The 13021-nt window shown below is 42.5% G+C and carries 11 protein-coding genes and 1 pseudogene; 5 read left to right on the forward strand and 7 right to left on the reverse strand.

Going from position 1 to position 13021, the window contains the following annotated elements:
* The first annotated feature begins 258 nt into the window (after nucleotides 1-258).
* The 3 genes and pseudogenes from RCO84_RS13660 to RCO84_RS16960 form a co-directional block, all read left to right on the forward strand.
* Nucleotides 259-1950, forward strand: a complete 1692-nt coding sequence (locus RCO84_RS13660; protein WP_317585401.1) for a sigma-70 family RNA polymerase sigma factor — start codon at nucleotides 259-261, stop codon at nucleotides 1948-1950.
* A gap of 75 nt (nucleotides 1951-2025) precedes the next feature.
* Nucleotides 2026-2820 (forward strand): class I SAM-dependent methyltransferase, encoded by a 795-nt coding sequence (locus RCO84_RS13665; protein WP_317585402.1) that lies wholly within the window; start codon nucleotides 2026-2028, stop codon nucleotides 2818-2820.
* A 96-nt stretch (nucleotides 2821-2916) separates the two neighbouring features.
* A pseudogene (locus RCO84_RS16960) lies at nucleotides 2917-3219 on the forward strand (leucine-rich repeat domain-containing protein); the annotation flags it as partial.
* A 39-nt stretch (nucleotides 3220-3258) separates the two neighbouring features.
* On the opposite strand, the gene RCO84_RS13670 reads toward RCO84_RS16960, so the two are convergent.
* Entirely contained in the window at nucleotides 3259-3753 is a 495-nt protein-coding gene (locus RCO84_RS13670; RefSeq protein ID WP_317585403.1) for a hypothetical protein, read from the reverse strand.
* 125 nt (nucleotides 3754-3878) lie between these two features.
* Nucleotides 3879-5327 (reverse strand): AAA family ATPase, encoded by a 1449-nt coding sequence (locus RCO84_RS13675; RefSeq protein WP_317585404.1) that lies wholly within the window; start codon nucleotides 5325-5327, stop codon nucleotides 3879-3881.
* Nucleotides 5328-6231: 904 nt separating this feature from the next.
* Between RCO84_RS13675 and RCO84_RS13680 the strand changes: the two genes are divergently transcribed.
* Nucleotides 6232-7125: a hypothetical protein gene (locus RCO84_RS13680; protein ID WP_317585405.1), complete on the forward strand. Its 894-nt coding sequence runs from the start codon at nucleotides 6232-6234 to the stop codon at nucleotides 7123-7125.
* Between the two features lie 192 nt (nucleotides 7126-7317).
* Nucleotides 7318-7845 carry a hypothetical protein gene (locus tag RCO84_RS13685; RefSeq protein ID WP_317585406.1) on the forward strand — a complete coding sequence of 176 codons (528 nt, stop codon included), beginning with the start codon at nucleotides 7318-7320 and terminating at the stop codon, nucleotides 7843-7845.
* Nucleotides 7846-7899: 54 nt separating this feature from the next.
* On the opposite strand, the gene RCO84_RS13690 is transcribed toward RCO84_RS13685, so the two are convergent.
* The 5 genes from RCO84_RS13690 to RCO84_RS13710 all read right to left on the reverse strand — a co-directional run bounded on the left by RCO84_RS13690 (nucleotide 7900) and on the right by RCO84_RS13710 (nucleotide 12946).
* Nucleotides 7900-8655 (reverse strand): LytR/AlgR family response regulator transcription factor, encoded by a 756-nt coding sequence (locus tag RCO84_RS13690; RefSeq protein ID WP_144155150.1) that lies wholly within the window; start codon nucleotides 8653-8655, stop codon nucleotides 7900-7902.
* 7 nt (nucleotides 8656-8662) lie between these two features.
* Nucleotides 8663-9688 (reverse strand): sensor histidine kinase, encoded by a 1026-nt coding sequence (locus RCO84_RS13695; RefSeq protein ID WP_308591860.1) that lies wholly within the window; start codon nucleotides 9686-9688, stop codon nucleotides 8663-8665.
* Nucleotides 9689-9690: 2 nt separating this feature from the next.
* Nucleotides 9691-10260, reverse strand: coding sequence for an AAA family ATPase (locus tag RCO84_RS13700; protein WP_287798830.1), 570 nt, complete (start codon nucleotides 10258-10260; stop codon nucleotides 9691-9693).
* 34 nt (nucleotides 10261-10294) lie between these two features.
* Nucleotides 10295-11419, reverse strand: coding sequence for an AAA family ATPase (locus RCO84_RS13705; RefSeq protein WP_317572971.1), 1125 nt, complete (start codon nucleotides 11417-11419; stop codon nucleotides 10295-10297).
* A 144-nt stretch (nucleotides 11420-11563) separates the two neighbouring features.
* Entirely contained in the window at nucleotides 11564-12946 is a 1383-nt protein-coding gene (locus tag RCO84_RS13710) for a hypothetical protein (RefSeq protein WP_317572973.1), read from the reverse strand.
* Nucleotides 12947-13021: the final 75 nt, after the last annotated feature.

Below are 13021 nucleotides of genomic sequence, written 5' to 3' on the forward strand. Positions count from 1 at the left end.
AAGTTGTATCTTTGTAATCGCTAAAGAACAAAATTGAAGAAGTTCCTCCAAGGGTGGAATATTCTTTCACACCAATAGCCAAGGACTTCTTGTGAGAAATCAGTTACGTCATAGAATGGGGGCAGCTGCATTTTGAGCAGATAGTGAAGGGTAGAAAATAATCATATATATACATTTATATTCTTTAACTAAACATTGTGCAGTCATCAAGCCTTTGATGTATCTATATCAAAATAGATAGTACGAAACAATTCGCTCATGGCTTCAAATATAACAACATTAGTAGAAAAAGCAAAACAAGGTGACGCTGACGCTTTCAGCACATTATACCAAATGTATTATCCTAAGATGAAAGGGATATGCATCAATATTCTTAGAGAGGACAAGGCTGTCGTTGACGACCTTGTCCAAGATGCTTTTATACTTGCGTTTGTTTCATTGAAAGACTTGAAGAATACTCATAGGTTTAGTCAATGGCTTACAAGTATCACTACTAACCTTGTATTGAAATATCAGGAGAAAGGTAAGAGATACGATTTCATTTCCTTGTCTGATATAGAGGATGAATTTAGTTCCGTATTGGAAGATGGCAACACTTCCAAGCAATCAATTCCGTATGAGGAAATTATGGTAGCAATAGACAGTTTGCCTGAAGGGTATAAGAAAATATTCAACATGTCTGTTTTGGATGGCTTGTCTCATCAAGAAATCAGCGAATTACTTGATATTGCTCCACATAGTTCTTCCTCACAATTGTCAAGGGCAAAGGCAATGTTGCGAAACATATTGTCTCCAAGAGCTATGTTTATCATCGTATTGGCGTTGATAGTCATCCCTGTATATAGATATTTTACAGCAAAGAAAAAAATAGTTTCAGAAAATGATGTGAATATAGTTCGAACTCGAAAGCCTAATGAAGACATTACGCCTATACAAAAGAAGCCTAATGTTTCTGTTAGTAGAATACAAAACGCTATTTTGTGCTCTAATTATCGAAGTGTTCAACAGGGAAAGAACACTGTAATAACTGTTGGCGATTCGATTAAGGCAAGTCAAAATGTAATAGTCGAAATATCCGATTCTTTGCAGGATAACCAACATATTTGGGCTGATAACAAGAGAGATAGTATCATCACAAAAGATACTGTATATACACCTATTCCAAACGAGGAAAGATGGATTGCGGATGATACAAAGACGCACAAGAAAAGTAAATGGCAATTGCTTGCAACTGGTTCTTTGGGTACTACTCTTGCGCAAAATGTTTGTAAGATTCTAACAAGTAGCGGTGATGATATTACGAGTGAACAACCTTCAAAAAAGATTTTTACTACATGGGAAGAGTATTCTGAATATCTACATCGCTTAACACCAACTGACCCAACGGCGGAAAATGTTGCAATGATGGATATTGCCGATAATAACAAGGGCAAAATTGAAGAGGTAGAACATCATGACAAACCTATAATATTAGGATTGGCTGTGAACAAGAGCATAGGAAAGCATTGGAGTTTAGAAACAGGACTCCAATACTCTTACTTGAAGTCATATTTTACTTTGGGTACTGGCAATTATCGTGTTGACAAGGAACAAAAGTTGCATTACATCGGTATCCCTGTCAAGCTCTCGTACCAATTCATGGCGTACAAGAAACTGTCGGCTTACGGTTCTGCAGGAGCAAGCATTCAGATACCATTGTCAGGAAAGACATATGCAGACTATGTAGTAGGAGGAAAGTCTGGCTATACAACGGATTGGAAGACAATACCTTCTATACAGTGGACTGTAAACACTAACATCGGAATACAATATCAATTTGCACCAAAGTTGACATTGTTTGTTGAGCCAACGCTGAATTGGTACATTCCGAATGGAAGCGAAGTCAAGAATACTTGGACAGAACGTCCATTTACATTGACTGTACCTTTCGGTATTAGGCTCTCTTGGTAAGAAAGTATCATTTTGCATGCAGTCTTTATGAATGATCTGTATCTATATATACAGAAAAGTCAAAAAATAAGATACATGCAAAAAAGACATACAGACAGAAAGATGTATTTCCGTGACTTGGAGATAACATCTAAGGAGTTTTACATCAGCTATTTGTCAGATTTTACGGAACTGACATCAAAGAGTAGAATCTTGGAGGTAGGCTGTGGTGAAGGAGGAAACTTAGTTCCCTTTGCACAGTTGGGCTGCAAAGTGACAGGTATAGATATTGCCGAATGCAGAATTAAAGAAGCCAAAGCATACTTTTCTGAAATCAGCAATCATGTCACATTTGTATGCAGTGATTTCATGCAATATCCTGTTCCATGTAATGAAGAGGATAAATATGACGTAATACTATTACATGATGTGATAGAACACGTTCCGACAAAAGAGCCATTTCTTGCACACCTAAGAAAGTTTATGAAAACAAAAGGCGTGCTGTTTGTCGGATTCCCCGCATGGCAAATGCCTTTTGGAGGACATCAACAGATTTGCAGAAGCAAACTTTGCTCACATCTGCCATTCATTCACTTGCTGCCAAACCCTTTATACCGGTTGTTGCTAAAAACATGCAATGAAAAAAAAGGAACTATGAATGAGCTTATGAGCATAAAAGAATGCCGAACAAGTATAGAGTTGTTTGAAAGACTCATACACCAATGCGGCTTCTCGATAACAGACCAAAAACTTTGGTTTATCAATCCTCATTACAAGCAGAAGTTCCACCTTACCCCACGACTCTTGCCACATTGGGTCTGGAAGATGAAGTATATCAGAAATTTCTTCACCACTTCATGCTGGTATATATTGACCATAAGCCATAAATAGAACTTACGTTCTTTAGGCAACCATTGAATCTATGAAACAATAAATAAGATATACTTAACCATTTCGGAAAAGCAGACTCCAAAAAACAGTATTGGAATCTGTTTTCAGTCTTGCTTTAATCTGAAGTCTATTCAGTTCCCTCCATCATTGAGAACAATTGGTAATCATGCATTCCAGTCTTGCTCAAATCTTGAGAGTATCAGTCTCCCAGGCTTAACCACCATTGCAGAGAGCACTTTCGATGGTTGTAGTAAACTACAGGAAGTAAGAGTTCCTAGCACATTGGAGCGTATCGGTGACATGGCTTTCAACAATTGCAACAATTTGAACAACGTATATATTTATACCGTTCTCCCTATCAACATCGACCAGAATACGTTTACCAATTTCAAGGCTACTACCCTTTGGGTGCCATTTGGGATTATATTCTGTACTATTTTACATCATTTCCTTCTTAAACCAAAGCTCGAACACACAGTCGGCGATGAAAACTCCATCCTTTTCCAAGGTGATCAATTCCTTGTCGATGAGGGCTTTCTTGATGCGGTCGATATTGGATTTGCTGCCCAGCGGATAGGTTTCAGCTACAGCCTGGACGGTGAAACCTGAGTGGACGCCACTGCAGAGGAGGCGCAGAAAATTGAGTTGATAGGTGGTTAAGCCCTCGGTTTGCTGTACGAAAAGACCATGACATTGTTGCAGCAAGGCGCTGATGCCGCTTTGCAAAGTTTCTTCGTTTACTTCTTTCTCGGTTTCTGCCATCACGTTCCAAGCTAGTTGCTGCACGTAGGAAGAATAATTCTTTACGGTTTTACAGATTCTTGTAGCATATTCCTCAGATATACTCTTACCATATTTCTCGAACCGGGAGCAGATGAAAGGCACCCAATATTCTGTAGGGATGCAATCCAGGTGAAGCATCTCTCCAAACATAAGCAAAAAAAGTTCACAAGGTTGTGGACCACAAACTTGTGAACTTTTAATATTATTTTGTAAATCAAGTATTTAAATGTGAGGAGAATTTACAGGCTAAGAGTCTGAGTGTGTTCTTTGTCTCATTAAATAAACAATTCATCTATCGTAATCTGTTTCTGTACGATGTCGCTATGTTTGTTCTGCTTCAATCCGAAAGAAGTAATCAATGTGAGGAGAAGCGATTTGGAAGTCTTAGTCTCTTCTGTGAAGATACGCAGTTTCTCCAGCAACTTCTCCTCATATTCCTTGCTGATTTCGAATTTGCTCTTGTAGAATTTCATCTCACAGATATTGATGGTTTCATCTTTCCGGTCTATCAGCAAGTCTATTTGAGTTCCCTTTTCTGTGTTGCTGCTTCGCCATGAGCAAACCAAGGTCTGTACTCCCGAAATTCCCAAGGCGTGCTTGATTTTGTCTATATGGTTTAGACAAAGCATCTCGAAAGACAAGCCAGCCCAAGTATGGTATAGCTGACTGTTCTGGGAGGATGACCAGAAACTGGAATCCTGATACTTGTTGTGCTTGATGAACCGGAAGTAGAAGAGTGTATAGAAATCTACTAACTGGAATAAGGTGTTTCGCTTTTGGCGAATGTCGGAAGTCATCTTATTGGCTGTACTGAATGGTTTATACAGACGGATGAATCCGCATTGTTCCAATTCTTCCAGTACAGTAGAGAAGGCTCCATTATCTTTTCCTCCCGATGCCTTGACCAGTTCCTGTCGGGTCATACCCATTCCTTTGGTAGCAAGGGCAGTAACCACGGCGATATGGTCGGCTGATTTCTTAAACAAAGCTCTGTATAAGTCGTTGAACTCATCTTTCAGTTCTGCATTGTCTGCGAAAAACAGCTGGTCGATGTTCTGTGCCAGACTTTTCGATTTATCCATCATTGACAGATAATAAGGTATTCCTCCCATGACCATATAGCATTCTGCTATCTGTTTTCGGCTGTAGCCGAAGTGGTAAGCCTTGAAGTATTCTTCGCATTCGTGCAGGGTGAATGGTTTTACAATCAGATGATGGGTCAGTCGGTTGTGCAAGCCACCACGGTTGCGAATCAGGTTGTTGATCATCCAGGAGGTGGCGGATCCGCAAACGATGAGTTTGATGTCGTTGCGCAGTACAGCCCAGCTGTTCCAGAAGTTTTCCAGTGCAGGTATGAATCCCGATTTGGCGGTATCCATCCATGGCAATTCATCGATGAATATTACTTTCTTGCCTTCCGGAAGTGTTTCTATGTATTGTGACAGGGCATAGAATGCCAGCAGCCAGCTCTTGAATGTCTGCAGAGTGGTGGAGTGGGTATATTTTTGCAGGGCAATGCTGAAGTTGACAAGCTGTTCTCCTTTGGCAACTCCGTTCATTCCTGTCATGAAGAAGGCAAAATGATCCTCTACGGCTTTTCTGATGAGAAAAGTCTTGCCTACACGACGTCTTCCATAGACGGCGATAAACTCTGATCTATCGGAGTTTATATATTCATTGAGCAGTTTGAGTTCTGCTTCTCTTCCTATCAGTCTCTGTTCCATATCTTTCGTTATTTTCTTTTTGCAAAGAATAATGCAAGCGAGCGCAATGAAAGCTTGCTTTCAAATTGCGAGTGCAGCCTATTTTCTGCGCAAAGATATGAAAAAATACCCATTAGCGCAAATTATTCGTGGATAATCTGCGCTAATGATGTGAAAAAAGTACGTTAGCGCAGATTATCTGTGTGTTTTGGTCTTTTTATTTAATACAGAATCATCGGCAAGAAGGGATAAACAGGGGCTACTATTTCTTCGATTTACCAAGTTGGTAAAACCTGATTCTGCGTCTTTGATTCTTCTACATGGTAAGAAAAATTGGCAGCAGGGATGCTTCCCGTCACGATGAATGGATTATATTGATAGTCATATCTTCTTCTTCAGTTATAATTATTTAGGTGCAAGGATAAGGCTAATATTTGGATAATGGTGGATGACTGAGATATAATTCTGTCAAATCTATGCTAAAATACTACGATTTGGCAAAATGGCGGAATGTTTTTAGGCTCTTGTCCCATCATCTATGAATACCGCCAATATTCTGACAACAAGGACAAGCAGACTGGAGGTTCACGCATAGGTGTGACCTGTTCTGTCGTTTGTTGTTGTGTAGGTCGCTTGGCGGTAACCGATAGATGTGACAAACTGAAGGAATGGTTGCATGCCTTTTACTTTTTACCTAAAAACGGAATAGCATTAGCCACCGCAACGATTACCATAACTAAAAAATATTAATTAAAACTTTTGACTATAATTGCTTCAATAGAAAATATTGCTGCTTCGCAACACTTTTTTGCCGTTTCGAATAAGGAGACGTTGTGTATAAAAACAAACTATTGTACTTTTGCAGCATAATAATAAGTTCTCAGGCAACTTGTCCTTTGAACGAACCCATAAATTGAAGCATAAAATGAAAAAGTTTGGATTTAGACATTTGATGTACGGATGGCTTGCTGTCGTAGCCCTTGTGCTGACTTCATGCGACTCTGAAAATGTGACACCGATCAATGACAAAACTTTGCCGGAGGCCATTGCCAAAGATTTCCACGAACGCTGCGAGGACTACACTATCAAACGCGTTTACACAGGTCCAGTGCCTTACTTCGACAGTGGAGCAATGGAAACGTATGTCACCTCTGAGGACAACGCGGGGAATGAGTGCGTGGTTGTATACGTTGACAATGCGTGGAACCGCACAGTGCGGATGCTCTCTGACATTGACCAGTTGCCCAGCTCGGTGCGATACCGGCTGCTCACGATAAACCAGGAGGCCAGAAACGATGAATTCTGGGAGATAAAGGAAGTGACACAGGCCAGCATAAACGGGACATACTATATTCTCTGCTATCTGCAGGACACTCCCAAGCTCAAGAATCTCGTCCACACACTTGTCATCGACAGCAAAGGAACGGTGGTCAAGGCATGCACATACAAACTGAACGACGCTGAATATATAGGTACGATTCCTGGCGATATGGAATGGATTACAGCGCACTACAAAGGCTCCGAAGTGCTTGGTTTTGTCAACGACAGCGGCGATGACAACTATCTCATCATGCACGACGGCGTGCTGAAGTCCGTATACTTCAAAACTTCCCGCAAGGGTACGACATGGAAAGAAACCTGTTACCCCTTGCCGAAAGGCACAACGGTACCAAGCAATGTATTGGAATCCTTACACGCTGACTACCCTGATTTCACCTATACTGAGGTCTCTATTGTTGAAACCCCAGACGGAATAGTCTACCTCTTTACCGATGGAAACAGCCCCGACCGTTTAGGGCATTATGTTGAAGCAAACTAAAGACAGTATGAAATCGTCTGAAGATTTGCCTTTATTTTTAAGGCGTTTTGGAGCCTTGAAGAGGGAGTGTTGCAAGCTACACGACCGATGAACGTGGGTGATAGAATATCCACCGACAATAAACATATGATAAAATATATAATGAGAAAGATTGTATTATCATTATTTGCATTATGCTGTTTTTCGGCAGTAATGGCACAACAGAAGACACGTAACCTGTCTGTAGAATTACTTGGTGCCCAAAATATTGTGGGCATCAACTACGACAGTAGATTCGATGGAAACTCCGGGTTAGGCTACCGCATAGGCATTGGCTATGGCTATGGAGACAATTCTGGTTTGTTCGACCAGAAAATCAATGGCGTTGGCGTTCCGTTGGAGCTAAACTATCTGCTCGGAAAGAAGAATAGCAAATTGGAGCTGGGTTTCGGTGCGAGTCTTGGTGTATATCAAGTAAAGGAAACAATGGGATACGTCAAAGATACAGGGTGGTATCCAGGTGGGGAGAATACAGACGAAACTTCTCCTAAAATTGATTTTTATACTTCATCAAAAACTCAATTCGGCTATTTTCTCTTCGGCAACATCGGCTACCGCTATCAGCGCCCCAACGGATTCATGTTTCGTGTTGGCGTATCGCCGTCCTTCAATTTCGGAGACAAGTATGGACTCAAAAAGGCAGCCTTCTTTCCATATATCGGTTTAGGTTGGTCGTTCTAAGTAGATTTCGAGTGCTCCAGATGCATATTTATGCTTCAGGAGCACTCGCTTTAATTATTTTTCCAACCATTTCTTAAACAATGTCGCTTTCTCCTTGCTTATCACAATATTCTCATCCTCACATCCTTTCAATCTTACTATGAGTTTGGAACTGAAGTAAAAACTGATTTTCCTGATGCCATTAATGTTGGCGATATACTGTCGATTGAGACGGAAGAAACGGGCAGGGTCTAAAGCCTGCTCCAGGTCGTTCATGCTCATGGGCAGCGGATAGGATGTGCCGTCGACAGCAAACGCCGTGATTCGGTTGTCGTGTATATTGATGTAGCTTATGTCGTCGGCGCAGAGCATGCAAAGCTCGTCGCCTTTCGTGATTAGGAAGCGCTCACGGTATTGGCGTGTGTCGTTAAGCACGCCGTGCAGAGGTCTCTCTACGGCAGACTGTTGTGCATTGCGGTTAAGCTGCAGCTTGCCGATTGCGGCACATAGCTCGTTTGCGTCAATCGGCTTCATCAGATAGTCGAGTCCGTTGTTCTTAATCGCCTCCATTGCGTATTCATCGTAAGCCGTGGTGAATATCACGAACGACTGTGGCATCACCTTGCGGAACGCTTCAAACACGTCGCCGTCAGCAAGTCGGATGTCGGAGAAGATAAGGTCATAGTCGTTGTTGGCGGCAAGCTCCTCTGTCACCTCCGCCACACTTTTCAGCGGTCCATGCACGTCTATCGTGTCGTCAATATCCATAATGAGCCTTTTCAGACGTCTTGCGCTGAAATGGTCGTCTTCTATAATCAATACCTTTTGCATCGTTCTTCTATTGTTTTCGTTTTATGATTGGCAGTCGCACCTCAAAGGCATCCTGTCTGGCTACGAACTCTGGCTCTGCCTCGCCCTCCAGTCGGTAGCGTTGCTTCAGGTTGCTGATACCTATTCCGTACGACTCTATGCTCTGGTCGTTGGTCTGGTTGGTATATATGCGGTTGTTCTTTATGACGAGCATGTCGCCCTGGCGCCCAATAGACACATGAAGCTCAGTGCCGCTCTGCGGACAGTTGTGCTTCACGGCATTCTCGATGATAAGCTGTAGACTCAGCGAGAGGATGCATTCGTTGCGGTCGCCGTGCAAATTGTCGGCGTGCAGGACGATGGTGTTGTCGTAGCGCATGTTGAGCAGGCCGATGTACGACTTGATGAAGTCGGTGCCGTCGGCAAGGGTTATATACTCCTTGTCGATATGCTGAAGTATGTAGCGGTAGATATGTGAGAGTTTCACGACATAGTCCTCAGCCATCTTCGGGTTTTCCCCTATCATTCCAGCAAGTGAACTAAAACTGTTGAACACGAAATGTGGGTCCAACTGCAGCATAAGGTATCGCTTCTGTAAGGCGAGGTTCTCCTTGCCTTTCAGAACAATCATGTCGGAGAAGTGCATCGAAAGGTGGATGAGCGCTACAAGACTCGCTATCAGTCCAAATAGGAAAGACGTTCCCCATATATCCTGCATCATAAGCTTAGGTGCTACAAGGCTCAGCAGCAGTTCGCAGCCACCAGCAATAAGCAGGTTGAAGCCCAACACCACCAGTCCGTTCTGCACAAACACACGGTGGCCCTGCCATTCGCGCCAAAAGCGCTGCTGTTTGAACAGCCATCGGTTGAGATACAAACTCGAAAGCGAGAACAAACCGCAGAGTGCAAAGTCAACAAGCAACTCAGGATACAGTCCGCTTACCGACTGTAGGAAGTCGGGCAGGTCAACCAATATCCAGATGATATCGTACAGGAAGAAGAATATAAGCGAGTAGACAAGCCACTCAAGAAAAGAGTTCTTGGATCTATGCATAATTATATAATAAAATGATTATCCTTGCCACCAAGTTCAACCAATCCTACCCGTGGCAGTCCTCCAAAAGTATAGTAATCCAACCAAGCTTTGCGTATATCTCCACCAATACCACTAAAGTATTCGTCAAAGGTGAGAGGCCAGATGCGTATCTCGTCACCTCTGCCTCGGAACTCAGTCACAACATCACTTGACTGGAAACGAGAGTTTGAGCCTGACACATACACATCTACATTCCGCATGTGTGTCAAGCTAAGAATAACCTCCACAAATTCTTCTACCAACTGTACCTCGTCCAAGACTATATAATAAGGATTGCCATCATCCACAACCTTTGAATCTATATAATCGAGCAAGGCATCAGGCTTTCTCAACCGTCTGTTTCGGAAATCATCAAGTTGTATTTCGATGATGTGACTATTAGTCACCCCATGTTCCAACAACCAGTTATGCCAGATATCAAACAGCAGGAAAGACTTTCCACATCGTCTGACACCAGTTATAATCTTCACAAGACCATTTCCACGTCCTGCAATAAGTTCATCCAAGTATTTCTTACGTTCAAATATCATATTAGAGTACTATTTTTGAAATTGGTATCATATTTTACATCATTTCCTTCTTAAACCAAAGCTCGAACACACAGTCGGCGATGAAAACTCCATCCTTCTTTAGGGTGATTAATTCCTTGTCGATGAGGGCTTTCTTGATGCGGTCGATATTGGATTTGCTGCCCAGCGGATAGGTTTCAGCTACAGCCTGGGCGGTGAAACCTGAGTGGACGCCACTGCAGAGGAGGCGCAGAAAATTGAGCTGATAGGTGGTTAAGCCCTCGGTTTGCTGTACGAAAAGACCATGACATTGTTGCAGCAAGGCGCTGATGCCACTTTGTAAGGTTTCTTCGTTTACTTCTTTCTCGGTTTCTGCCATCACGTTCCAAGCTAGTTGCTGCACGTAGGAAGAATAGTTCTTTACGATTTTACAGATTCTTGTAGCATATTCCTCAGACATTTTCTTTCCGTATTTCTCGAATCGGGAACAGATGAAAGGCACCCAATATTCAGTAGGAATGCAATCCAAGTGCAGCATCTCGCCAAACATATAGAAAGGCATGCGTCGGTTTTGGAAAATGTTTTCCATCAGATGCTTCTTGCTTCCAAAGAAACAGTATGATACATTCTGATGATGCTGCCAGGCGCCACGCAGTTTTTTCTGAACCGTAAGAGTATCAGGGAATTCTCCAATTTGCTGGAATTCGTCGATGCAGACCACCATGCGGATTCCCTTTTCCTGAGCGATTCTTTCCGGAAGATTCAGAATCTCTTCAGGGGAATAGTCCTTTGGTGTAATTCCCATAGATAATGAATATTCGGATGTAGGATCTGGACTAAAGGAGATTTTTGGTGAAACTCTTACCAGGAACTGCTTGATGTTTTCTACTACTTGTTCCAGCTTATTACTCATAGATTTCATAATGGTTTCTACAAAGCGATTGTAGAAATCATATTCGCTTCGGCAGTCATAGATGTCCATATACACCACTTTTATCTCTGGATTATCAATTTCGGATATAACCTTTTTGACGAGCGAAGTCTTGCCCATGCGTCGGGGAGAGATGAGAATGACGTTGATGCCATGCTCAAAGTCTGCCTTGATGCGCTTGGTTTCTTCTATTCGGTCGGTGAAGTTGTTTCCTGCAACCGACATACCATATACGAATGCCTTTTCCATTGTTTTTTTGCTTGATTACGGATGCAAAGATAAGCAAAAAAATGAAAGTTCACAAGGTTGTGGACCACAAACTTGTGAACTTTTAATATTATTTTGTAAATCAGGTATTTAAAAGCTGTTTTTTATGCATAAAATAAGCCGTAATCAGAGGCTTTTCTTATCAAACACACCATTCATCGTGATGCAGAGATGCTGGAACTTGCTGAGGAGCTTGTCTGACCATTTCGTCATATTGTAAAGGTCCTTGATTTCCTTAAACTTCTTTTCCTCCCATTGCGGATAATCTATCTCTGAGAAATAACGGCGGTAGTCGCGGAGATTGTCGCCCGAGAAATGGAGATAATCGTCGATGTCGCCAAACCATTCGGGTGTCATCATCTGGGTGGCAAAGGCTTCGAAATTCTGGTTGTCCTGAAGCATGCAGTTGTGATTCAATACACACCATACGCAGAACCAGTGGTTCTTGCGGGTAACAAATTTCAACATATTGGCTATCTGAGTCTTCAGATTCTGCATGTCGATGTATTTGCCGTCTTTTACTTTGTAGAAAACCTCGTTGGGAAGGGTTTCCGGAATGCCTTCGGGATGTTCCAAATCGTAGATTTCCTGCTCGATGATGTGCCATTTTACGGTGGCTGATACCAGCTTGAGATATTCTTGTGCTGTAAAATTGACGTGGGCAAGCTGGGCGCCCAGCAGTTGGGTATCTCTTATATATTTCATAAAGTCGAGGCGCAGATTTTCCGGTACCTCGTCTTTTAGCGTTTTTCTTACTTCCAGCAATTGGCTGACGGAGAGCTGCTTTCCGTTGTTATCATATTCCAGGGTTGTAAAGTATCGGTCTATGTCGCTGATGCCCTTTGGTTCTTCCTGATATTCCTGTAGCGACATTTCGAAGAGGCGGGTGGTTTGCTCTTCGCTCATGGCGAGGTTGGTGAAATGGCTCAGCTGGCGGAAGTGGAGCATCAGATAACATGCCATGCTGTATAGCTGGAAGAGATTCCAGAGGCGCTCTACGGGTTTTACGCCGGGGATATGAGTGGGTTTTACCTGGCGTAACAGTTCTTTCTGGAGTTTGGTTACTTCGTTTACATCGATAGTACTTCCTTTGCCCAGTTCATCGGTTTCAAAAAATTCGTTGAGTTTCGGCAGGATGCGGGTCATATCCAGCGGCGCCACTTTCATCCGTTTTCCTTCTATCTGTTTTCCCTTTTTCATGTCTTCCATGATATGCGCCATCAGGGGGGTAAACTTCTGCATTACGATGATGCTGATGCTTACTTCATGGGTTTCGTTCTGCTCCTTTCGCTGCTTGGCTATGTCGTTGTGTTGCAGCACCATATCTTTCTCTGCCATATAGCAGAGCCGGGTGGCTTTGGTGCAGAGCGAACGGATATCGAAGGTCAGTTCCTGCGGACTGTAATCTTCCCATGCATCTACCAGAATGCTGAGCATTCGGCAGAAGTTGTCGAGCTGTCGGTCGAAGACTTCGTAGCTGAATTCTATTTCATCTTTATCTTCATTCATTGTCAGTCTGTTTTAAGAAAACCTTATTACCGCAACACTATAATTTAATATTTTTATAAGCACCTGAGCAACAAT

Source organism: Segatella copri, assembly GCF_949820605.1.
GTDB lineage: Bacteria > Bacteroidota > Bacteroidia > Bacteroidales > Bacteroidaceae > Prevotella.